Raw genomic sequence first — 21,877 nt, 5'->3', positions numbered from 1 at the left:
GAAATACCTCCAGTCGCGCTTCGGACAGCGCGGGGTGCGGCGTTCAAGATCATGATGTGCGACATGAACCGCACAAATGTCCGCTACTTCTTGAGGAATTCGGCCAGGACCGTGTTGAATCGGTCCGGCTCCTCGGCGAACGGCGCGTGTCCGCTATTGTCGAAGCGCAGGGCTTCGGCATTCGGCAGGGCGCTGGCCAGTCACCCCGCGAGGTCGCCGGGGAAGACCTTGCTTCGTAAGCAACGAGGCTCCCGGACATGGCTGTCGTTCTTGGTCGACTGTTGTCCTACCGGGAGCCTCGTCCTATCTGGAGCACCGACACGCCGCCCTTCATCAGGCCATCCGCGCACCAGGCCACGATGAAAAGGGTTCAGTCTCGGTCGGTCTGCCGATGGTGGAGGCGTTGCAGGGCCTCGGTGGCTTCCTGGGCGATGCCGTGGCTGTCCGATGCGGCTGCCTGCTCGTACCATCGGCGGGCGTCCTCGACCCGGCCGTGGTCGTCCTCGAGGTGGCCGAGGGCGACGGCGGCGCGAGCGGCGAGAAGCGGTTCGTGCGGCTGGGTGGCCGCTGCCGCCAGCCAGCGTCGGGCGGCCGAGCTGTCGCCGTGGTCGCGTTCGAGGCGGCCCAGAGCCTCCATGGCCTTGGGGGCCACCTCGGGGTGCTCGGTGTGGACGGCCCGGGTGTACCAGTGCCGGGCCTGGTCCGGGAAGCCCTGCGCGTAGTCGATGACGGCGAGATTGAACATTGCCCTGGGTGCCGCGTCCGGGTGGTCGGTGGCGATGGCGCGGGTGTACCGCTGCCGGGCCTGAGTCAGGTTGCCCACCGCTTCTTCCAATACGCCGAGGTTGAAGGTGGCCGAAGGTGCCGCGTCGGGGTGACCGGTGCGCAGGGCCCGGATATACCAGCCGCGGGCCTGACCCGGGTCGTGCTGCCTCTGCGTCAGCACGCCGAGGTTCACCATCGCCTTGGGGGCCCGGTCGGGATGACCGGTCGCCACGGTCTTGAGGTACCAGTGGCGGGCCTGATCCAGGTTGCCCTGCCCGGCCTCCAGGATTGCCAGGCTCTGCATGGCCTCGGGCGCGAGTTCGGGATGGCCTGTCTCAGCGATCCGTTTGTACCAGTGCCGGGCGTGGTCCAGGTTGTCCTGCTGGCGTTCCAGGAGGGCGAGGTTGATCATGGCCGTGAGCGCTTCGGGGTCGCCGGTATCGACGGCGCGGTCCCACCACTGCCGGGCCTGGTCCGGGTCGCCCTGTTCGTGTGCCAGGAAGCCCAGGTTGGAGAGGCCCTTGCACGCGAGGTCCGGTGGTCCGGTGTTGACGGTCTCGCTCCACCAGTGCCGGGCTGCGGCCGGGCTACCGTCCTCGTTCTCCAGCATTCCCAGGTTGATCATGGCGGTAGGTGCCGCCCTGACGTGGCCGGTGTCGATGGCGCGGGTGTACCAGTGGCGAGCCCTCGCCACGTCGCCCCGCTCCCGCTCCTCAATCGCAGAGTTGACCATTGCGAAGGGCGCCGCGTCGGGGTGGCCGGTGTCGACGGCCCGAAGGTACCAGCGCAGCGCCCCGGCCCGGTTGCCTGCCGCGCTTTCCAGGTCGCCGAGACTGACCATGGCGGGGGGCGCCTCGCCCGGGTCGCCGGTGTCGACGGCGCGGATGTACCAGCGGCGGGCGGCGGCGGTGTTCCCGGCGCTGCGCTGGTCGTCGGCGAGGCTGACGAAGACGGCGGCCAGGGTGGCCCGGTGGCCCGGGGAAAGGGTGGCGGGGTCGACGGTCGCCAGCAGCTGCCGGGCATGACGGTGGTCGCCGCGGTCGTAGGCCCCCAACGCGACCCGGATCAACTCGGTGCCGGTGAGGGCTCTCGCGGCGTGGTTCCAGACAGCATCGGTGGTAGTCCAGCCCCGCTGCGGGTCCTCGGCCAGCACACCGAGCAGGGGATGCGGTCGAATATGCCCGCCAGCGACGGCGTCGACGAGCCAGGGACGGGTACCGGTGGGCTGGCTGGCCCAGCGGCGCGCCGCGCGGAATCGGTCCCGGGAGACCGGGACGGTGGGGCGGGCGGCAGTCAGCCGCTGCCAACAGCGGCTGTAGAGCTCGAAGAGCAGTTGCTCGTCGAGGCGTCCGGGCACGCCGACGCGCTGCCAGTCGGTGACCACTCGAATTAGCGCCTGGCGATACGTGCTGTCGTCGGAGTCGATCTGGAGCGCCTCGCTGATCGTGTCGAGCGCCACCAGGAGGCGACCGAGCAGGGGCGGCTCGGGTTCGTCGAGGACCGGGACGATTGGCTGGTAGACGGGGAGGCCGCGCAGGGCGTCCCGTTCGGGCTCTGACATCGGTGCCAGGCGAATCAGCCGGGCGTGACGGCCCAATGCCTCCCCGACCCGGGGGGGAACCTGCACGCCGGTCACCACGACGCTCTCGGTCGTGGCGCAGATCCGCAGCCCGCGGGGCAGTTCATCCAGCACGGCGGCATCCATCTGCGCGAGCTGCGTGGGCCCCAGCGAATCGAGCCACAGCACGGCCCCTGCAGCCCCGGCGAGCTGTCCGGCGGCGTGGGTCATCAGCTGGGTAACGGTGACGTCCGGGTCGGGAGAGTAGACCAGCACCCGATGATCGGGAAGCAGTCGGCGAGCGTGGTGGGCCAGACTCCGACTGGCCCCGGCCAGCCTACTCCCGTGCACGATGACGACTGGAACCGGTGATCGCAACGCCGCCACGAGGTCCGCGTCGATGTCGCGGGGTAGGTACGGGGCGGGCTCGTCGCCGGTGGCGAAACGGTTCGGGTGCACGCCCAGGTCGCCGAGGCTCACCTCGGACAGCAGGCGGGGTCGACCCCGGGCATCGACCACGGACAGCACCGCGCGGGGCGGGACCCGTTGCTGAGCAATGGTGATCCAGACGCTGGCCGCAGCCGTCACCAGAGCGCCGGCCAGCCACCACCACTGGAGTCGGCCCGCGCTGTACACCTGATTGCTGAAGACCGACACCCCCACCATGACGATCGCCGCGCCACCCCCGACCAGCGGCACCGTCCACCCGCGCATCCATCGACGGCGCAGCACACCCGCTCCCCTCCATGGTCAGCCGACGGCACCTGCCACCTTCTTCTGGCCATCATGGTCACACTGGTCAAGCAGGCAGAGCCCGGCAGGCCGGCAGGCCGGCAGGCCGGCAGCCGAATGGGACCACCGTGGGTCTTCGATGGCCATCCTGGTGCCCACGAAGCTCGGCGAATCCCTGGCGCGGGCGCGCTGCGCCGAACGACTCCGTGCCCGCATCACGGCCGGCGCCTGCTACCAGAAATTTGGGGCACCGGTGGAGGGCGCCTCCGCGCTCCTGCAAAAGGTTCGCCTGGCAGTGGCAGATCAAGGACATTCCCAATCGGCGCCTCCGGATGCACCCATCACTGAGCCTTTTCCAAGCTGATCTTGCAGCTCAGGGTGGGTGCGGCGGGATCGGTGATCGATGGGGTGCGAGGCTCCAGGTAGGACAGCTGTCGACCAAGACTCGAAGCCCCGACCGGGAGCCTCGCCATGCTGTCCTACCCCGCTACGATTACGTTGTCCAGCCGCACCCTGAACCACCTCGCCGAACGCATCCGCTCCCACCGCAAGCAGCGCCGATCCCGGTGGCGGCGTCTCGCTCCCGGACGGCAGGCGCTGCTGGCTCTGGCCCATCTGCGCAACGGCGACACCTACACCCGACTCGCGACCGGCTTTCAGATCGGTGTCGCCACCGCCTGGCGGTACGTGCAGGAAGCGATAGCCCTGCTCGCGGCGACCGCCGATGACCTGGCCACCGCTATGGGCCGGATCCGCCGGCTGGCGTACGCGATCCTGGACGGCCTCGCCCCCGGGGTGAAGATCTTCGCGACGCCGACCCTGATTCCGACCGACCGGGTCGCTGACCAGAGGCCGTACTACTCCGGGAAACATAAGCGGCACGGTGTGAACGTGCAGGTCATCGCCGATGCCGCTGGCCGCGTCGTCTGGGCTTCACCGGCGCTGCCCGGCTCGGTCCATGACCTGACCGCAGCCCGCATCCACGGCATCATCGAGGCGTTGACCAGGGCAGACGTGATGACCTTCGCCGATAAGGGCTACCAAGGAGCCCACGGCAGCGTGCGCACGCCATTCAAGCGGCACCGCTTCCGGCCGAAGCTGTCACGCCGGCAGAAGGCCGTGAACCGCACCCACGCGAAATCCGCGCCCGCGGCGAACGCGCGATCGCCACCCTCAAGACCTGGAAGATCCTGACCAAGCTGCGCTGCTGCCCACGACGAGCGACCCTGATCGTGCAGGCCATCCTCGTTCTGCACCACATCCAAGCCAACCGCTACGCAGGATGAAAACGGCTCAATCAATCGACCGGAACTCGTACTTCTCGGCGTGGTTCCTTCTGCTCTCGGTCGTACTCGTCGTCAGTGCGATATTCCAGCATGACCGCGTCGATGTGCGCCTTGGCCGTGGTGGCCGCCTTCAGCACGCCCGGAATTGTGCCGTGGCGGTACAACATGATCTACAATGCCGCCGAGACAGACCTTGCAGTAACCGTCAGCCTGCTGCTGGCGGTGGGCGCATGCCTCCAGATTCTGCAGTACACTCGCCCGTTCTGGAACCGAGTGGGTTAAATCTCTTATCTCGATCTCTGTGAGTTAATTGATCAACCGGCGCCATCAGATCCAGGCATGGCAGCCGCGTCTGTTTTCGCCGTCCGCACCAGTAGCGTTCCAGCGGTATCCGAAGAAGCACGCCAGCGCCGTTCGGTGGCGGCTGGCGTGCTGGGCGACGGACGAGTCGACGACCTGTACGCCGGATCATGAACACGACACGCCCTGAGCAGGCACTTCGTTCGCCCAACACCCGCTCAGGGCGTCGCCAGGACGTCCGACAAGATCACGTTGCCTCGGGTCACTCGGACAGACGCGACGGCTGGCACCGCTACGACCCGGCCTCCGATGGACGCAAAAGATCCAATGAGACAAGGAAGAGGTTGGTTCCGTCCTCTGCCGTTACGTGGTCAGGCTCTGTCGAGACCAGGACCAACGGCGTCGACGAGGCAACGAACCCGTCGGGAAACGCCTCGACAACGCACCGCACTGCGGCCGGCCTCGGCAACGCCGACGTCGAATCCAGGTCGGTACCGAAGATGGGAGCCTTGTCGACGAGCGACCACGCGCGGCCCTGCCCATCGGTAAACACGACCCGGACCACGGCCGGGATGACATCGCGGTCCACCCAGTCAACCGCCTCGCAGGCAAGCTCGACACGGTCACCAGGTCGAATTGCGAGTCGGTCCATCTGTTCGGAACTCCCGCCCGTCGAAGCACCTCGGATTGACCTTGCGCAGGTTCAGGTGCCTCACGCTCTCAACCCCGCAACAAGTCTGCAAGCGCCTTCAGCTTCCGGGCTTCACGACGCTGCCGAACAGATCGTCAATCGCGTTGCGGGTGCGGTCCTCGCTGGCCGGCATCAGGTGCGTGTAGACCCGGAGCGTGAAGCCGGGGTCGGCGTGGCCAAGGTACGACGCGAGCGCCTTGATGCTCCCCCCGCGTCGAGCAGCGCCGAGGCGTAGAAGCGGCGAAGCGCGTGCATCGCGCAAGATGTCGGCGTGCCCCGCGTGTTCCCGGTGGCCCTGTCAGCGTGATGCCGGGCGCCAGGATGGCCGGCCGCCAGCTCTTGTTGTCGAAGGTGCGCCGGTTGATCGCACCTCGCCGGGTGGTGGTGAACAGCAGCGGGACCGTAACCCGCTCGTCGCTGGCCGGGTTCTCCCACGGCAGGGCGAGCGTCAGCGGGTCGCATTCCTTATTCGATGGCTGGAAGGCGCGGACCGGCTTCACCGTACGGTCCGCGCCTTGCCCGTTAGCCAGCGCAACATGGTCGTTTGCGAGCGGCGTGGGACCGCCGTGGTGGAACCTGTTCCGGCGGACCCGGTGACCAGCGCTTCGTGCCTGTGATGGGCGCGCGTGGGCGGTGCCGCGGGCTCAGAAAGTGCGGCGTTTGATTCGCAACGCGACGAGTATCAGCAGGGCAGCGGCGAGCGTGACGAAGATGGCTGCCTCGATGATCTGGAACGTCCAGAAGCGGTCGGCGGGGTGGTATTCGACCCATTGCTGGACGCCCTGATCGTGCATGTACGCACTGAGATCCACTCCATCGCGTCGGGCGGCGACGTCCATCTCGTAGACCTCGGGAAGGGTGAGGTGACGCTCTGCGGAGTCCGCGTAGCCCGTTGCGAGAATCCAGTCGAGATGATCGCCGGTCTGCATCCGGCCTGCCACGTCGATTGTGGGATCGCCGGCAGCGACGCCTTCGGTGAGGATTCGAGGTGTTTGGTAGTGGGGGCGCAACCAGCCCGCCACGACGAAGCGAACGGCGATGTACGCGGCGAGCGCGGTCGCGAGCGCGGGCAGGCTACGCCGTAGCAGGGTGCCCGCACAGGTGGCGGCCGCGAAAGCGAACAGGGCGTACGCCGCTGGAGCGAGCCCTTCCAGGTCGAACGCGTCGGCGGCGAATCGGCCGTCGAGGGCGTCCAGTGGCTGGCGGTACCAGGTGATGAATGTTGTCAGGACGACGGCGAGCGCCCCGGTCAGCGCAGCCAGCACGGCTACCTTGACAGCCAGCCAGCGCATCCGGGGCACCGCCTGGGTCCAGGCAAGCTGCCAGGTACCGCTCTCCAGTTCGCGGGCGAGCAGTGGTGCGCCGAGGAACGCGCCGATGACAAACGGCAGCAGGTTGAACAGAGACAGCATCTTGGAGGCGTAGCCGTGCTCCTCCCACAACCGGCTGACGGCGGTTGAGCACGCATCGGCAACGCCGGGTTGTAGCCCCGCGCAGCGAGCGGCACCCTCTGGAAACAGGGAGTGCATCGGCAGCCCGAGCGCGAGCAGGGTGACGCCGGTGGCTGCGACCAGCACCCCCAGAATGATCGCTTCGGCGCGATGTTGGCGCCAGGTCAGCCACATCATGCCGGCACCTCCGCAACGTCGACCGGCAGCGCCGCACCGTGCGGGGCGGGGCGACGCAGGTATGCCAGCACCAGGTCTTCAAGCCCGATCGGATGTGCCTGCCAGTGGGGCGCGGTCGGGGCGCCACCGTCGCGTACCAACAGTGTGGTTTGCCGGTCGCTGTGAGTGGCCTCGACGACGGTGCCGGCCCGGTCGAGGTCGGTCGTGGTGCGTGGACCGACGAGCAGCCGGTGCTCGGTCAACAGCGTCTCGATGTCTCCGGCGAGCGTGACCCGGCTGTGGTTGAGCAAGACCAGGTGGTCGCAGACCCGTTCGAGTTCGGGCACGACGTGGGAGGAGAACAGCACGGTGATGCCGTCGGCGGCGACCGCGCCCATGAGGACCTGGAGGAATTCGAGTCGGGCCACGGGATCGAGGCTGGCCATCGGCTCGTCCAGAACGAGCAGGTCGGGTCGCTTGGCCAGGGCCAGCGCCAGGGCGACCTGAGATTGTTGGCCGCCCGAAAGTGCGCCGGCCTTACGGTCCAGCGGGATGCCCAGTTGCGACAGCCGACGCTCGGCGAGGCCCTGGTCAAATCGAAGGTTGCAGGAGCGGCCGAAGCGGAGCAGGTCCGCGACGGTGAAGTGTCGGTAGAGCGGGTGGTCCTGGGCGAGGAACCCCACCCGGGACAGCACCTGCGGCGTGTTGGTGGTGGGAGACTCCCCGAGGACCTCCACCGTACCGGTGGTCGGTGCGAGCAGCCCCACGGTCAGGCGCAGCAGGGTGCTCTTACCCGCGCCGTTGGGACCCACCAGCGCGATCACCCGGCCGGTCGGCAGCGCCAGCGTGCAGTCGCGAAGCGCCCATGTCCGGCGGTAGCGTTTGCCCAGACCATCGGTGCGAAGCACACAGTCACTTGCTGTCATGCGACGTTCTCATCTTTCGTTTGGTGGGCGACGGCAGTAAAAAGCGCGTTGACCGCCTGCTCGTCCAGTCCGGCGGCGTAGGCGCGGCGCAACCATGTCTCCAGACCGCGCCGCAACGAGGTGTACGTCGCCGAGGACATCGCGGCCGCAGGTGTCTCGTTGACGAAGGTGCCCTGCCCGGGACGGCCGTTGACCAGACCCTCCTGTTCCAACTGCCGGTACGCCTTGGCGACCGTGTTCGGGTTGATCGCCAGGGTCTCCACTGCCTCGCGGATCAACGGCAACCGGTCGCCGGGGCGCAGGAAGCCCAGCAGCACGGCTTGGCGCACCTGCTGGACGAGCTGCAGGTAGGGCGGCACACCCGAATGACTGTCGAGCCGGAAGACGAACATCAGCCCCTCCTACTGCTTTACTATGGACATAGTAAAGCAGTAAAGGCCGTGTGTCGACACGCCGGGCGCGATGAGCGCGATCCGTAACCCAAGCCCCGGGCCGGGCATCGACATCAGTGGATCAGTCGGCGACCACCAGGACCACGTCCCGGCGTCGTCCGCGGCGATGACGTGCACGCCGCTCCTGCGCGCCGAACGCCGGCAGGCTCTCCACCCGCGCCGCAGGCCCTAAGCCGTCGGCAGGTCGCCAAGCGCCGGCCGATCATGACCAAGGATGGCCATCGACGCCCGAACATAGAACCAGCTCAGAGCCTTTATCGCGGCTCTGAGCTGGTGGGCGACGGACGAGTCGACCTGTACGCCGGATTCTGTGCCCGGCGCGTACCCCTCGCGGGGCCCGCGCCGGCGGCGGTCATCCATCTCGGCCTGCCGTCGCCGACAGGCTCGTGCGGCCTACCCGCAGACATCGGGCGGGCCGCCCTCAAGCGTCTGCGCCGGGCCGTCATCCTGCGATGACCGGCCCTTGCTTGGCCTTGCTCCGGGTGGGGTTTACCGAGCCACCCCGGTCACCCGGGGTGCTGGTGGGCTCTTACCCCACCGTTTCACCCTTACCGTCCCGTTACGGGCCGGCGGTCTGTTTTCTGTGGCACTGTCCCGCGGGTCACCCCGGGTTGCCGTTAGCAACCACCCTGCCCTGTGGAGTCCGGACGTTCCTCGGCGGCGGGCCGTGGCCCGCCGACGCGACCGCCCGGTCGACTCGTCCGTCGCATCCTCATCCTAACGACGGCGCGGGCGCCCCGGATTCCACCCCGGGCCAGGGAAGCGGAGCACAAGGGGTGGCGGTGCGGCCGGCCGGGCGGGTAACTAGCCTCGGGGCATCATGGATCCTCTCGATGCCGCTTTCGTACTCGCCGCCGGTTTCGCCGCCGGCACGGTGAACGCGGTGGCCGGCGGCGGCTCCCTGATCACCTTCCCGGCGCTGATCGCGATCGGGCTGCCGCCGGTGGCGGCGAACGTCAGCAACTCGGTGGCGGTCTTCCCCGGGTACCTCGCCAGTGTGGCGGGCAGCCGGACCGACCTGCCGCCCCGCCGGTCGCTGTGGCCGCTGCTGCCCACCGCTGTGCTGGGTTCGGTCGCCGGCTGCCTGCTGCTGCTGGCCACCCCGGCCCGGGCGTTCGAGCTGGTGGTGCCGTTCCTGGTGCTCGCCGCCACGGCCATGCTCGCCTTCCAGGGTCCGCTGCGTCGCCTGGTCGGGCACCCCGCGGACCTCGCCCCGCGCCGCCGTACCGTCAGCGTGCACGCCATGGTCGCGGTCGGCACCGCGTACGGCGGCTATTTCGGGGCGGCGCTCGGGGTGATGCTGGTGGCCAGCCTGGCTCTGGTGCTGGACGCGACGCTGGCCCGGGTGGTGGCGGTGAAGAACCTGCTCTCGGCCGTGGTCGGGTTGACCACGGTGGTGGTCTTCGCGCTCTTCGGCCCGGTGAACTGGGCGGCAGTCGCCGTGGTGGCCCCGGCGACGCTGCTGGGCGGGTACGTGGGCGCACGGCTGGTCCGCCGCCTACCGCCGCTGGTGCTCAGGACGCTGATCGTCGTCTTCGGCACGGTCGTCGGCCTGTACCTGCTCTGGCGCGCGCTGCGCTGAAATGACGCCCTGGCGCGAAGCCAACGCCCTCGGCGGGCGACGCGGCCGGCGTCGGGGCCGGCCGCGAACGCCCGTTCCGGGTGGGCGGCGGGTACCGGTCAGCCGACCGGTTCGCGGGCCGCGTCGGCGCCGGGTGCGCCACCGGGGGTGACCCGGGGGTCGCCCTCGTCGGCGAAGTAGTCGTCCGGCTCGGTGCCGTCGGTTCCGTCGGCGACCGTCGCCGCCCGCAGCGCCAGCGTCACCAGCGCCGCCACCGCCAGGTTCACCAGTACGGCCACGATCCCCACGTAGATGGTCTTCTTCGTGTCGAACCCGAAGTCGGCCAGCGGGAACGCCGATCCGCCGAAGTGTTTCCGGCCGGTCGCCGCGTTCGGGATCTGGTAGAGCATCCACAGGCCCAGCCCCATGCCGGCCGCCCAACCGGCGACCAGCCCGCCCCGGTGCAACCAGCGGGTGTACAGGCCCAGCGCCACCGCCGGCAGGGTTTGCAGGATGACCACGCCGCCGATGAGCTGGAGGTCGATGGAGAACTGCGGGTCGAGGAAGACGATGCAGGCGACCGCGCCGACCTTCACCACCAGCGAGGTGATCTTCGATACGTTGGCCTCCTGCGCCGGGGTGGCGTCCGGCTTCAGGTACTCCTTGTAGATGTTGCGGGTGAACAGGTTCGCCGCCGCGATCGACATGATCGCCGCCGGCACCAGCGCGCCGATGCCGATGGCGGCGTACGCGATTCCGGCGAACCAGTCGGGGAACTGCTGGTCGAACAGGACCGGCACCACCGTGTTGCTGTCCACCGTGCCCTCCCGCGCCCCGGGCAGCGGCTTCACCCCCGCCGCGATGGCCATGAACCCGAGCAGCGCGATCAGGCCGAGCAGCAGGCTGTACGCCGGCAACGCCGACATGTTCCGCTTGATCACGTCGCGGTTCCGGCTGGCCAGCACGCCGGTGATGCTGTGCGGGTAGAGGAACAGCGCCAGCGCCGAACCGAACGCCAGGGTCACGTACTGGAGTTGGTTGTCGGCGCTGAGCAGCACCCCGTCGTTCGGGTTCGGCGAGGCGGCGAACTTAGCGTCGGCGGCGTCGAAGATCGCTCCCCAGCCGCCCAACCGCTGCGGCAGCCAGAGCACCGCCGCCAGGATCACCACGTAGATCAGGGTGTCCTTCACGAACGCGATCAGCGCCGGCGCCCGCAGCCCCGACTGGTACGTGTAGGCGGCCAGGATCGCGAAGGCGATGATGATCGGCAGGTGCCGGGCGAGAGCGGTGTCCCCGGTCACCCCCATCGTCTTCAGCACCGCCTCGATGCCGACCAACTGCAACGCGATGTACGGCATGGTGGCGACGATGCCGGTGATCGCCACCAGCAGGGCCAGCGCCGGCGAGTCGAACCGGCGGCGGACGAAGTCGGCCGGGGTGACGAAGCCGTGCCGGTGCGAGACCGACCAGAGCCGGCAGAGCACCAGGAACACCAGCGGGTAGATGACGATCGTGTACGGCACCGCGAAGAAACCGGCCGCGCCGGCGCCGAACATCAGCGCCGGGACCGCCACGAACGTGTACGCGGTGTAGAGGTCACCGCCGACCAGGAACCACGTGATCCAGCCGCCGAAGTTGCGCCCACCCAGTCCCCACTCGTCGAGGTGCGCCATGTCCCGTGGCGCACGCCACCGGGCCGCGACGAAGCCCATCGCGCTGACCAGCAGGAACAACCCCGTGAAGATGATGATCTCGGTCAGGTGGTCGCGCCACATCAGCGGACCCCCTTCGTTCGCGACTGCGGGGCTCGCAGGCCCGGCTCACTCCTCGCGCTCACCGAACCTCCTCCGTTCGCGACTGCGGGGCTCGCAGGCCCGGCTCACTCCTCGCGCTCACCGGCCACCCCGCTTCTTGGTCATCTGGTAGACCAGCGTGGTCGTGGCCACCCCGAGCAGGATGTAGGCGAGTTGCAGCCAGTAGAAACGCGGGAAGCCGAGGAACCGGGGCGAGTCCGCGTTGAACAGGGCCGGAATCAGCGGCACCACGATCGGGACGAAGAGCAACCAGTTCCAGAAACTGTGGTCCTTGGCCCTGGAGGCCGCCGGGTCCGTCGTCGTGGCGTCGGGCCTTGGCCTAGGCGGCGGCGTCACGGAATCACTCATCTGCCCTCCCCGAAGGGTCGCGGTCTGCTGCGATCGGGCGGAGAGTAGCCGTACGGTCACCCGAGTAGCCGGGTCGGCCGATGGCGGGTGCGCCGAATGGCGATTCCGTTGCGCCGAATGACGTACCGGGCGGCAGGCCGCGCAGCATCCGCCCGACCGTCCAGGGGCTACGGGGACGGCCGGGCGGCGTAGCCGTCAGAGTGCGGCGAGGTGCGCGGTGTCGTTGACGGAACGGACCGCGACGCCACCGTCGGGCCACATGTCGAAGACGGAAATGCCGGCCGCGTCCAGGTAGAGCCGGTGCAGGAAGGCGTCGTTGGCGGCGAGGGCGTCGCGCAGTGCCAGCTTGATCGGTGACACGTGCGAGACGACCACCACGGTCTCCCCCGGGTACGCGCGACCCAGCTCCGCCACGGCCTTCGCGACCCGCGCGCCCACCGTGACGAACGACTCGCCGCCCGGTGGGGCGATCCGGGTGGAGGCGAGCCAGGCGTCCAGCTCGCCCGGCCAGCCCTCGCGTACCTCGGCGAAGGTCCGGCCGTCCCAGTCACCGAAATCGCACTCGATCCAGTCGTCCTGCCGGCGTACCGGAAGGTCGCCGAGGGCCACGGCGATCGCCTCGGCGGTGGCCGTACACCGGGACAGCGGCGAGCTGAGCACGGCCGCGACGGACGGGGCGAGCTGGGCCACCCGGGCCGCCGTGGCCCGCGCCTGCGCCCGACCGGTGTCGGAGAGCGGGACGTCGGCGCGGCCGGCGTAGCGCTGCTGGACGGTCCACTCGGTCTCGCCGTGCCGGACCAGGATCAGCCGGGTGGCGGTGAAGCTGGGCCGCGGCTCCCAGGACGGCTTGGCGGTCGCCGGGTCGGTCCCGGTGGTCGCGGCAATTCCCGGGCCGGCGGCCGGTTCGGTCGCCGTGCCGGCACCGGCGGCCGTGTCCGGCACCGTGGTGCCGGTGGCGGCCGCGTCCATCGCCGCGTTGGCCAGCGCGTCGGCGTGCTTGTTGCGCTCCCGGGGGATCCAGCTGAACCGGACCCGCTCGAACCGGTCGACCAGCGCGGCGGCCTGCGCCGCCAGCGGGCGCAGCCCGGGGTGCTTGATCTGCCAGCGGCCGCACATCTGCTCGACCACCAGTTTGGAGTCCAGCCGGGCCTCGACCTCGGCCGCGCCCAGTTCGGCGGCGGCCTCCAGCCCGGCGATCAGCCCCCGGTACTCGGCGACGTTGTTGGTGGTCGTCCCGATCGCCTCGGACCGTTCCGCCAGCACCTCGCCGGAGTCCCGGTCCCGGACCACCGCGCCGTAGCCGGCCGGCCCCGGGTTGCCCCGGGATCCGCCGTCGGCCTCGACGACGACCGCGCGCACCGCCACCGGCTACAGCCCCGATTCCTTGGTGCGGACCATGATTCGGCGGCACTCCTCGCAGCGGACCACCTCGTTCGGGTCCGCCTTGCGGATTCGGGCGAGATCCGCGCCGGAGATGTCCAGCCGGCACCCGCCGCACCGCCCGGCGGTGAGCAGCGCGGCACCGAGACCGCTGTCCTCGCGGATCCGGTCGTAGAGGGTGACCAAATCGGCGGGGAGGTCGGCGACCAGCGGCCGGCGAGCGGACTTCTTGAACTCCTCCTCCTTGGCGATCTCGGCCAGGCTGTCGTCCCGGCGCTGCTCGGCCGCCGCGCGCCGCTCACGCGCGTCGGCCAGCTTGGCCTCGATGCCGTCGAGTACGCCCTGCGCGGTCTCCCGCTGCTCCATCAGCTCCAGTTCGGCGTCCTCCAGGTCACCCTGCCGGCGGTTGAGCGAGACCAGTTCGTGCTGGAGCGCCTCCAGTTCCCGGGCCGGGCCGGTGCCGGCGGCGAGCCGGTCCTCGTCCTTGGTCTTGCGGGCCCGGACCTGGTCGATGTCCTTCTCCAGCCGGGCGATGTCCCGGTCCAGGTCGTCGACGGCGACCTGGGCGCGGACCCGCTCGTCCTCCAGCGCGGACAGCTCCCGCGCGAGGGCGTCCAGTTCGGCCCGCTCGGGCAGCGTCCGGCGGCGGTGGGCGAGCTGGGCGAGGGCGGTGTCGATCGCCTGCAGGTCGAGCAGGCGGCGCTGGACCTCGGGTTCAGCCTTCACGGTGGAGCTCCTTGTCGTCCAGTGCGGGCGCGGCGGCGTGCAGGGTCCAGGGGTCGGTGTCCAGGTCGGACACCAAGGTCTCGACGCCGAACTCGGCCCGCAGGTGGGCGGCCAGGTCGTCCAGCCATGGTCGTTCGGTCGCCCAGTGCGCGGCGTCCAGCAGGGCCGGCCCGCCGGCGGCGAGGTGTTCGCCGGCCGGATGGTGTCGCAGGTCAGCGGTGAGATAGGCGTCCACCCCGGCAGCGGTCGCCTCGGCCAGGAACGAGTCGCCGGAGCCGCCGCTGACCGCCAGCGTACGCACCAGCCGTCGCGGGTCGCCGGCGGCACGGACGCCCCAGGCGGTGGCGGGCAGCACGGCGGCGGCGTGCCGGGTCAGCTCCGCCAGGTTCATCGGGGTGGGCAGTTCACCGATCCGGCCGATGCCTCGGCCCTCCCCCTCGGCCGGGGAGCCCGGCGCCGGCCGGTGCAGCGGACGCAGCCCGGTCAGCCCGAACCGGGCGGCGAGGGCGTCGGAGACACCCGGGTCGGCGACGTCGGCGTTGGTGTGCGCAACGTACAGGGCCACGTCTGCGCGGATGAGGTCGTGCACGATCCGCCCCTTGTACGTGGTCGGGGCGACCGAGGAGACGCCGCGCAGCAACAGCGGGTGATGCGCCACGATCAGGTCCGCCTCGGCGGTGAGCGCCTCGGTCACCGTCTCGGCGACCACGTCCACCACGCACGCCACCCGGCGTACGACGGCGGTGGGTTCGCCGAGCACCAGGCCGACGCGGTCCCACTGCTCGGCCCAGGCCGGCGGGTACCGGCGCTCCAGCGCCGCCACCACGTCGGCGACGGTCGGCGGTGCGGTGCTTGTGCTCACGGCCGGTCAGCTTACCGGCGGCGGTGGACGTGTACCGCCACGCCCACCGTCCGTGTCCCCCGGCTCGGCGGAGGCCGGTCAGGCCGCCGCGCTGTCGCACTGGTCGGGCAGCGCGGCCACCGCCGCCTCCCACGGGAAGGCGTGCAGGTGCCGTTCGGCCGCGCCGGGCGGATGCAGCGGGAAGACGTGGTCGCCGAAGAGCACCGTCGTGCCCCACTCCCGCAGCCGGGACAGCCCGGCCTGGAATGCCGGATGGGCGGCCATCGCGGAGTTGGTGAACGGGACGACCACCACGGGCAGCCCTTTGCCCTGCCCCTCGACCAGCAGGCCCAGAGCCAGGGTGTCGGTGATCCCGGCCGCCCACTTGTTGACCGTGTTGACCGTCGCCGGGCAGACGATCATCGCGTCGGCCGGGGGCAGCAGGTCGGGGTCGCCGGCGTTCTTGTAGTGGGTGCGTACCGGGTGGCCGGTCAGCCGGGCCAGCGCGGCCCGGTCGACGAACTTCGCGCCGTCGGGCGTGGTCACCAGGCAGACCTCCCAGCCGACCTGCTGGGCCAGCTCCACCAGGCGGCCGACGTGCCGGGCCAGCGGCGAACCGCAGGCGATGACGTAGAGCACCGGTCGGTGCTCGTGGCGGGGGTGCGGACCGGTCATCCGGCCGGCACCGCGCTCATACTCCAACTCCCATGTGCTCAGCCAACTCGGCGATCGGCGGCGGCGGCGCACCACGTGTGCGACGCAGGACGTCCGACATCACCTCGTGGGCGATCGGCCGGCACCGGATCTCGGAGGGGGCCAGCCGGTCGCCGCGCAGCAGCATCTCGCCGGCGTTGGCCACGTCGCCGATCTGGGCGTACCCGCGGGCGATGTCGAGCAGGTGGTGCGCCCGCCGCTCCGGCAGCAGCGCGTTGAAGGCCGGCTCCGGAATGTGTTGGTGGATCTCCACCGCCCGGCCGCCGTCGCCCAGTTCGACCGCCGCGGCGGCGCGGTGCAGTTGCAGGTTGGTCGGGCCGAACGACGTCCAGTAGTGGTTCTGGTCGCTGCCGAGCAGCGTGGCCGCCTCGCCTGCGCCGGTGAACAGGTCCTCCACCGTGGACGAGTCGCCGATGCGAGCCGCCGCCATCGCGCCCTGGAGCAGCAGCATCCCGTACACGGAGAGACGCTCCGGGTCGGCGTCGTGCAGGCCACCGGGGGCCAGCCGGTTGGCGATGGTGACATTCAGCTCCAGGGCGGGGCGGGCCCGGCCCATCGCCACCAGGGCGTTGCAGACCCGGGTGGTGGCGACCCCGGCCAGCAGTTGGTCGTCGGCACGCTGGGCGACCGCCATCGACCGGTCGGCGGCCAACCAGGCCAGCTCGCACTCGCCCAGCTTGCGCAGCACCGACGAGGCGATCTGGTAGACCTGCCCGAGCAGGTGGGCGGCCTCCCGCTCCTGGTCGCCGCCGTAGCCGGCATCGGCCGACTGGGCGTCGCGCAGCAGCTTGGGCAGGGCCCGGGTGAGCATGCCGTAGCGGCCGTACTGATAGGTGAGCCAGGCGTGGTTGACGGCCTTGCGCATGTCGTCCAGGGGCGGCGGGTACGGCGCGGCGTCGAAGTAGGCGCTCATCGAGTCGTACCGCTCCAGGGCGGCCCGAATCTCCTGCACCTCGATCTGGTCGATGCAGTTGAGCGCGTCGGTGCGTCGCTCCGGATCCTTGCCGAGCAGCAGTTGCACGTCGACCTGGAGGATGTCGGCGATCTCGTAGAGGACGGAGAACTTGTCGAGCCGGCGTACGCCACGTTCGACCTTGTCGACCCAGCTCTTGGATTTGCCCAGCCGGTCGGCGAAGACCTGTTGGGACATCTTGCGCCGACTACGCCAGTAGGCGACCCGCCGTCCTATGGGTAGCTCGTCCATCCCCTGCTTTCCTCCCCCTTGCCCGTCCGGTGGACCCGGGACGGTTCCGCTGTCGGGGCGGCGATCCGTCCGTCTCAGGTTTTCGCTGGTCGCACAGGTTGTACGTCGGCCGTACGGCCAGTTCTCGTACTTTTCGTGCAAGTTGCACGAGCCGTTCGACAGCTCAACGATCGCGGGTCATGGCAGTGACGGTGCTCGACATGTCGCCTGGTGGGACGTCCGGTCGGGGCGAGGGGAGATCACGGAGAATGTGGAGGAACGTCGGACCACGGGTCGCTCAACTGCCGTCGATCGAGCGGGTCCGGCTGCGCCGGATCGCCGTGCGGTACGCCATCCACGGCTGGCCGGTCACCCCCGGCGCCTGTCTGGCCCGGAGCCGCTTCGTCTGTGGCCGGGCCGGCTGCCCGACCGTCGGTTGCCATCCGGCACTGGAGGACTGGGAGCACGCCGCCAGCGCCGACCCCGCCCGGGTGGCCAACTGGTGGCGCAGCCGGCCGCACGGCGTACTGCTGCCCACCGGGCGGGCCTTCGACGTGTTGGAGGTGGCCGCCCATCTCGGCCGACACGTCCTCGACGAGATCCCCTGGCACCCGGCCGGCGCCGCCGTCCGCGGCCCGGTGCTGGTCACCCCGACCGGACGATGGATGTTCCTGGTCCGCCCCGGTGACCCGCTTCGTCCCGAACTCGACCACTGCTTCCAGGTGGTCCGGCACGGGCCCGGCTCGTGGATCGCCGCACCGCCGACCCGGCTGCCCGAAGGGCCGGTGCGTTGGGTGGTCGCTCCGGAACAGGCCCAGTGGCGGCTGCCCGACTCGTACCTGGTGCAGAACGCCCTGATCGGGGCGTTGCGGGCCACCGGGGTGACACTCACCCCCGAACTACTCCCCGGCCAACTCCCGCTCCCCCGCCGGGGCCACTGACCCGCCCCGAGCCGCCGGGCAACCGCGCTTTCAGGTCAGAGGCGCCCCAGTTGCGGCATGTTGCGGCATCAGGGGACCTGGACACCACGGTTTGCGCAGTATTGCGAGCGACGCGCTTCCTGACCCGGGCGGCAAAGTAGCAGCGGCAGGAGGGCGTGAGCCGCCGCGCCAGCGGGTAAGCCGCCGAACCGCTGAAGCCGTGAGGGGAAGGCATCGCCATGCTCAGCAAAGAGGATCAGCGCAGATTCGAACAGATCACCCGGCAGCTCCGGGAGAGCGACCCGAAGTTCTTCGCGAGACTCGACCAGCGGGCCCGGACCCGGCGCGGGCGCTGGCTGATGCTGTTGACGATCGTGCTCTGGGCGTCGCTGCCGGCCATGACGGTGCTGGCCGGGCGGCTGGCCGGCGCGATCTGCGCCGTGGTGCTGGTCGGCAATGTCGTGCTGATGTGGCGGTTCCGCCGCCGCTGGCTGTGACCGGGGCTGCCCCGAGGTCCTGGACACGTGGCGGCCACGCCGCCGGGTGCGTGCCCTCGATCCGTCGCCCGCCAATGGTCAGCCGCCGCCGAAGGCGCGGTACGCCCGGCGCAGTCGCTCCAGCAGACCCGGGCCGCCGATCGCCGGGGCGGGTGCGCCGAGCTGCCGCAGCAGCAGTTCCGGGCCGGTGGCCAGGGTGGGCGGACGCTCCGGCAACGGTACCGGTGGCAGCCAGAACCGGTCCACGGCCTCGGCCAACGGGGCCGCGGGCAGGCCGGCCAGCGCCCGGTGGGCGCCGGCCGCCGCGTCGTACCCGGCCGGAGCCCGCGCCGTGGTGGCTCGCCCCGCACCGGTCATCTCCGGAGACGCCTGCGGTGTCGACCCGGACGGTACCGGCGCGACACCCGCGCCGTCCGGTCGCGGCGCTGTCGTGGCAGCGCCCGGACCGTCCAGACCCGACGCTACGGTGACCGCGGCGCGCAGCGTACGCAGCCGATCGAGCAGGGCCGCGCGGCTACGGCCCCGCCAGTGCAGCAGCGCGAACGGGTCGGCGTCGAACGCCTCCGCGAGCAGGTAGAAGGTCGCCGCTAGGTGCTTGCACGGCACGGCGGCGTCGGGGCAGCTACACCGTTGGGTCAGCTCCCCCACCCCGCTCGGAAAGAGCGGGGCCCCGGCGTCGGCGAAGACCTGCTCCAACTCGGCCGGAAGGTCGCCGGCGAGCAGCCGGGCGCTGAAGAACGCCTGCGCGGCCAGTTCCCGCTCGACCCGTTCCCAGAGCGCTGCCGAAAAGACCGGCAGGTCGATGGCGGCCCGGTACGGCGCGGGCCGGGAGCCCTGCACGGTCGCCTCGACCCGGCCGGGTGTCACATCGAGCCGGAGCACCTGCCCGCGACGCGCGTACGCCCGTCCCCGGGTGAGCCGGGTGCCGAGCGCGAACGACTCCAGCACCTCCAGGAAACGCCGGGACCACCAGGAGACTCCGATCGCGCCCCGGGTGCTGCGGGCCTTCAGTCCACCGTCGACCCGCCGGGGCGGCCTGAAGTCGGCGAACCGGTCGGCCCGGCCCGGGACTTCGGACCGGCGGGGCGTATCCGACGGGCCGGTCACTCGGCCACCGCCCCGGCCTCCAGGGTGAACAGCTCGCGCAGCTGGGCGGTGGAGAGCTCGGTGATCCACTGCTCGCCGCCGCCCACCACCGATGCGGCCAGGTGACGCTTGTCGGCGATTATCTGGGCCACCTTCTCCTCCACCGTGCCGGCGCTGACGAACTTACGGACCTGCACCCGGCGGCGTTGGCCGATGCGGAACGCCCGGTCGGTGGCCTGGTCCTCCACCGCCGGGTTCCACCAACGGTCCACGTGCACCACGTGGTTGGCGGCGGTGAGGGTGAGTCCGGTGCCGCCGGCCTTCAGCGACAGCACGAAGACCGCCGGCCCGTCCGGGGACTGGAACCGGGTGACCATGGTGTCCCGGTCGGCCTTGCCGACTCCGCCGTGCAGGAAGAGCACCTCCCGGCCGAACCGGGCGGAGAGGTGACCGCGCAGCATCCCGCCGAACTCGGCGTACTGGGTGAACAGCAGCGCCTTCTCCCCCGCGGCCAGCACCTCGTCGAGGATCTCCTCCAGCCGGTCCAGTTTGCCGGAGCGGCCCGGCAGGGCCGACCCGTCGCGCAACAACTGGGCGGGGTGGTTGCAGACCTGCTTGAGCCGGGTCATGGTGGCCAGCACCAGGCCACGTCGCTCCATGCCGTCGCTGGACTCGATCCGCGCCAGCATGTCGTCGACGATCGCCCGGTACAGCGCGGCCTGTTCGGCGGTGAGGTTGCAGAGCACCTCCATCTCCAGCTTCTCGGGCAGGTCGGAGATGATCGAGGAGTCGGTCTTGAGCCGACGCAGCACGAACGGGCCGGTCATCCGGCGCAGCCGGGCGGCGGTCGGGGCGTCGCCGTGCCGCTCGATGGGCACCGCGTACGACTGTTTGAAGCTGGACGCCGGGCCCAGCAGCCCGGGGTTGGCGAACTGCATGATCGACCAGAGGTCGGCAAGCCGGTTCTCCACCGGCGTGCCGGTGACGGCGATCCGATGCCGTGCGGGCAGCGACCGGACCGCCTCGGCCTGCCGCGTCGAGGCGTTCTTGATCGCCTGTGCCTCGTCGAGCACCACCCGGTGCCAGGCGACCGAGGCGAGCGCGACCGCGTCCCGGGCGGCCACCGAGTACGTGGTGAGGACCAGGTCGGCGGCGTGCACCGCGTCCTCGAACCGCGCGCCCCGGGCCCGGTCGGCGCCGTGGTGCACGTGTACCCGCAGCCCCGGGGTGAACCGGGCGGCTTCCCGCTGCCAGTTGCCGACCAGCGACATCGGGCAGACCAGCAGCGTCGGTCCGGCGTCCGCCGGGTCTGCGGCGAACAGGGCGAGCAGCTGCACCGTCTTGCCCAGACCCATGTCGTCGGCGAGGATCCCGCCCAGGCCGAGGGACTGGAGGAAGGCCATCCAGGCCAGCCCGCGCCGCTGGTACGGCCGCAGCGTCCCCTTGAAGGTGGGCGGCGGGTCGAGCGGGGTCAACCGCCGCTCGACCTCCCCGGCGAGCAGGTCACCCAGCGGCCCGTCGGCGGTGACCTCCAGCACCGGTAGCGCGTCCGGCCGGTCGCCCTCGGCGAGGCCGAGCCGGACCAGGTCGGCGACGGTCAGCTCGCCGGCGGAGCGCAGCAACCGCAGCCCGGCGGCGAGTCGTTTCGGGTCCAGCTCCACCCAGCGTCCGCGCAGCCGCACCAGCGGTGTCTTCAGCGCGGCGAGCGCGGCCAGTTCGTCGACGTCGAGGGTTTCGTCGCCGAGCGCCACCTCCCACCGGTAGTCGACCAGCGCGTCCAGACCGACGCTGCCGGAGGTGGCGGCGACCGTTCCCGGCGCGGTCCTGCCGCGGGCCCGCAGCCGGGCGCCGAGCCGCGCCGACGGGCGTCGCCACCAGGACGGCAGCAGCACCCCGAAACTGGCGGCGTGCAGCACCGGGGCGCCGTCGCGCAGGAACCGGTGCGCGCCCTCGGCGTCCAGTTCCAGCCCTTCGGGTGTGGCGGTGCGCAGTGCGGCGTCCAGTTCGGGCCAGAGCCGGCCGGCCCGGCCCAGCTCGGCCAGCAGGGTCTCCTGCGGGCTGTCCAGCGGCCCGGCCAGCGCGGGTACGGTCTCCGGGGCCCGCCACACCTGCCCGGCGTCGACGTGCAGGCCAGGCTCGTCGGCGGACTGCAGGCCGAACTCGATCCGCCACGGGCCGTCGGCGACGACCACCGTGGCCGGGTCCGCCGGCACCACCACGAGCGGGTCGGTGATCTCCTCAGGTTCCGGTTCGATTAGGCGGAAGCTGGCCCGTACCGCCCCTCCCACGGCGTCCCGCTGCCAGGCTTCCAGCTCGGCGCGGAGGGCGCGCAGCGCGTCCGGGGCGGCGGTGAACTCCCGGGCCGGGCCGGTCAGCGCGGTCAGCCAGCAGCCGACCACGGTGTCCCGCCGCCCACCCCGGGCCAGGTCGACGTCGGCGAGGGCGGCCCGGGCGGCGGCGTCGGTCAGGGCGTCCAGCGCGTCGGCGACC

Annotated in this window: 19 protein-coding genes, 1 other RNA gene and 1 pseudogene; 4 read left to right on the top strand and 17 right to left on the bottom strand. The window is 71.0% G+C overall.

What is annotated here, in order from left to right:
- Positions 1-370: 370 nt before the first annotated feature.
- On the bottom strand, positions 371-3,055 hold the full coding sequence (locus E1166_RS14375; protein WP_132339209.1) for a tetratricopeptide repeat protein: 2,685 nt from the start codon (positions 3,053-3,055) through the stop codon (positions 371-373).
- 471 nt (positions 3,056-3,526) lie between these two features.
- Here E1166_RS14375 and E1166_RS14370 point away from each other — a divergent pair.
- Positions 3,527-4,341, top strand: a pseudogene (locus E1166_RS14370) (transposase family protein).
- An 11-nt stretch (positions 4,342-4,352) separates the two neighbouring features.
- Here the strand turns inward: E1166_RS14370 and E1166_RS32520 are convergent.
- From E1166_RS32520 to rnpB, 7 genes are all read right to left on the bottom strand, one after another.
- Complete coding sequence (locus E1166_RS32520; protein ID WP_279433221.1) at positions 4,353-4,478, bottom strand: hypothetical protein; 126 nt, start codon at positions 4,476-4,478, stop codon at positions 4,353-4,355.
- A gap of 455 nt (positions 4,479-4,933) precedes the next feature.
- Positions 4,934-5,230, bottom strand: coding sequence for a hypothetical protein (locus E1166_RS14365; protein ID WP_243710345.1), 297 nt, complete (start codon positions 5,228-5,230; stop codon positions 4,934-4,936).
- A gap of 160 nt (positions 5,231-5,390) precedes the next feature.
- On the bottom strand, positions 5,391-5,594 hold the full coding sequence (locus E1166_RS14360) for a hypothetical protein (protein ID WP_243710344.1): 204 nt from the start codon (positions 5,592-5,594) through the stop codon (positions 5,391-5,393).
- Positions 5,595-5,976: 382 nt separating this feature from the next.
- Complete coding sequence (locus E1166_RS14355; RefSeq protein WP_132339205.1) at positions 5,977-6,960, bottom strand: ABC transporter permease subunit; 984 nt, start codon at positions 6,958-6,960, stop codon at positions 5,977-5,979.
- Positions 6,957-7,865, bottom strand: coding sequence for an ABC transporter ATP-binding protein (locus E1166_RS14350; protein ID WP_132339203.1), 909 nt, complete (start codon positions 7,863-7,865; stop codon positions 6,957-6,959). Before E1166_RS14350 ends, E1166_RS14355 begins: the two co-directional genes overlap by 4 nt.
- The gene (locus E1166_RS14345) at positions 7,862-8,257 is read right to left on the bottom strand and encodes a GntR family transcriptional regulator (protein WP_132339201.1); all 396 of its coding nucleotides are present in this window, start codon (positions 8,255-8,257) and stop codon (positions 7,862-7,864) included. Before E1166_RS14345 ends, E1166_RS14350 begins: the two co-directional genes overlap by 4 nt.
- A 341-nt stretch (positions 8,258-8,598) precedes the next feature.
- Positions 8,599-9,017, bottom strand: an RNA gene (rnpB, locus tag E1166_RS14340) — RNase P RNA component class A.
- A 120-nt stretch (positions 9,018-9,137) separates the two neighbouring features.
- Here rnpB and E1166_RS14335 point away from each other — a divergent pair.
- Positions 9,138-9,899, top strand: coding sequence for a sulfite exporter TauE/SafE family protein (locus E1166_RS14335; RefSeq protein WP_132264945.1), 762 nt, complete (start codon positions 9,138-9,140; stop codon positions 9,897-9,899).
- A 98-nt stretch (positions 9,900-9,997) separates the two neighbouring features.
- Here E1166_RS14335 and E1166_RS14330 read toward each other — a convergent pair whose 3' ends face one another.
- The 7 genes from E1166_RS14330 to E1166_RS14300 form a co-directional block, all read right to left on the bottom strand.
- Positions 9,998-11,653, bottom strand: a complete 1,656-nt coding sequence (locus E1166_RS14330; protein WP_132339199.1) for a sodium:solute symporter — start codon at positions 11,651-11,653, stop codon at positions 9,998-10,000.
- A 117-nt stretch (positions 11,654-11,770) separates the two neighbouring features.
- Positions 11,771-12,040: a DUF3311 domain-containing protein gene (locus E1166_RS14325; RefSeq protein ID WP_132339197.1), complete on the bottom strand. Its 270-nt coding sequence runs from the start codon at positions 12,038-12,040 to the stop codon at positions 11,771-11,773.
- Positions 12,041-12,235: 195 nt separating this feature from the next.
- Positions 12,236-13,405, bottom strand: coding sequence for a bifunctional RNase H/acid phosphatase (locus tag E1166_RS14320; protein ID WP_132339195.1), 1,170 nt, complete (start codon positions 13,403-13,405; stop codon positions 12,236-12,238).
- Between the two features lie 3 nt (positions 13,406-13,408).
- Positions 13,409-14,146 (bottom strand): C4-type zinc ribbon domain-containing protein, encoded by a 738-nt coding sequence (locus E1166_RS14315; protein WP_132339193.1) that lies wholly within the window; start codon positions 14,144-14,146, stop codon positions 13,409-13,411.
- The gene (locus E1166_RS14310) at positions 14,136-15,008 is read right to left on the bottom strand and encodes a Nif3-like dinuclear metal center hexameric protein (protein WP_132339191.1); all 873 of its coding nucleotides are present in this window, start codon (positions 15,006-15,008) and stop codon (positions 14,136-14,138) included. Before E1166_RS14310 ends, E1166_RS14315 begins: the two co-directional genes overlap by 11 nt.
- Before the next feature lie 78 nt (positions 15,009-15,086).
- Positions 15,087-15,662: a flavoprotein gene (locus E1166_RS14305; RefSeq protein ID WP_132339189.1), complete on the bottom strand. Its 576-nt coding sequence runs from the start codon at positions 15,660-15,662 to the stop codon at positions 15,087-15,089.
- A gap of 16 nt (positions 15,663-15,678) precedes the next feature.
- On the bottom strand, positions 15,679-16,905 hold the full coding sequence (locus tag E1166_RS14300) for a helix-turn-helix domain-containing protein (RefSeq protein WP_132339187.1): 1,227 nt from the start codon (positions 16,903-16,905) through the stop codon (positions 15,679-15,681).
- A 248-nt stretch (positions 16,906-17,153) separates the two neighbouring features.
- Here E1166_RS14300 and E1166_RS14295 point away from each other — a divergent pair, with 248 nt between their 5' ends.
- Positions 17,154-17,825, top strand: a complete 672-nt coding sequence (locus E1166_RS14295) for a bifunctional DNA primase/polymerase (protein WP_132339185.1) — start codon at positions 17,154-17,156, stop codon at positions 17,823-17,825.
- Positions 17,826-18,043: 218 nt separating this feature from the next.
- Positions 18,044-18,301 (top strand): DUF3040 domain-containing protein, encoded by a 258-nt coding sequence (locus E1166_RS14290; RefSeq protein WP_132339183.1) that lies wholly within the window; start codon positions 18,044-18,046, stop codon positions 18,299-18,301.
- A gap of 78 nt (positions 18,302-18,379) precedes the next feature.
- On the opposite strand, the gene E1166_RS14285 is transcribed toward E1166_RS14290, so the two are convergent.
- Both E1166_RS14285 and E1166_RS14280 read right to left on the bottom strand, forming a co-directional pair.
- Positions 18,380-19,408, bottom strand: a complete 1,029-nt coding sequence (locus E1166_RS14285; RefSeq protein ID WP_132339181.1) for an SWIM zinc finger family protein — start codon at positions 19,406-19,408, stop codon at positions 18,380-18,382.
- On the bottom strand, positions 19,405-21,877 hold a 2,473-nt coding region (locus E1166_RS14280; protein ID WP_132339179.1), incomplete at its 5' end, for a DEAD/DEAH box helicase. The genes E1166_RS14285 and E1166_RS14280, both read right to left, overlap by 4 nt.

Origin of the sequence: Micromonospora sp. KC213, from assembly GCF_004348325.1 — a bacterium.
Lineage (GTDB): Bacteria > Actinomycetota > Actinomycetes > Mycobacteriales > Micromonosporaceae > Micromonospora.
This window is presented reverse-complemented; position numbering and strand designations above follow the sequence as displayed.

Excerpts from the sequence above, each read along its gene's own strand:
- E1166_RS14355 (WP_132339205.1), bottom strand. The coding sequence starts at position 6,960 with ATGATGTGGCTGACCTGGCGCCAACATCGCGCCGAAGCGATCATTCTG.
- E1166_RS14350 (WP_132339203.1), bottom strand. The coding sequence starts at position 7,865 with ATGACAGCAAGTGACTGTGTGCTTCGCACCGATGGTCTGGGCAAACGC.
- E1166_RS14345 (WP_132339201.1), bottom strand. The coding sequence starts at position 8,257 with ATGTTCGTCTTCCGGCTCGACAGTCATTCGGGTGTGCCGCCCTACCTG.
- E1166_RS14335 (WP_132264945.1), top strand. The coding sequence starts at position 9,138 with ATGGATCCTCTCGATGCCGCTTTCGTACTCGCCGCCGGTTTCGCCGCC.
- E1166_RS14330 (WP_132339199.1), bottom strand. The coding sequence starts at position 11,653 with ATGTGGCGCGACCACCTGACCGAGATCATCATCTTCACGGGGTTGTTC.
- E1166_RS14325 (WP_132339197.1), bottom strand. The coding sequence starts at position 12,040 with ATGAGTGATTCCGTGACGCCGCCGCCTAGGCCAAGGCCCGACGCCACG.
- E1166_RS14305 (WP_132339189.1), bottom strand. The coding sequence starts at position 15,662 with ATGACCGGTCCGCACCCCCGCCACGAGCACCGACCGGTGCTCTACGTC.
- E1166_RS14300 (WP_132339187.1), bottom strand. The coding sequence starts at position 16,905 with ATGGACGAGCTACCCATAGGACGGCGGGTCGCCTACTGGCGTAGTCGG.
- E1166_RS14295 (WP_132339185.1), top strand. The coding sequence starts at position 17,154 with ATGTGGAGGAACGTCGGACCACGGGTCGCTCAACTGCCGTCGATCGAG.
- E1166_RS14290 (WP_132339183.1), top strand. The coding sequence starts at position 18,044 with ATGCTCAGCAAAGAGGATCAGCGCAGATTCGAACAGATCACCCGGCAG.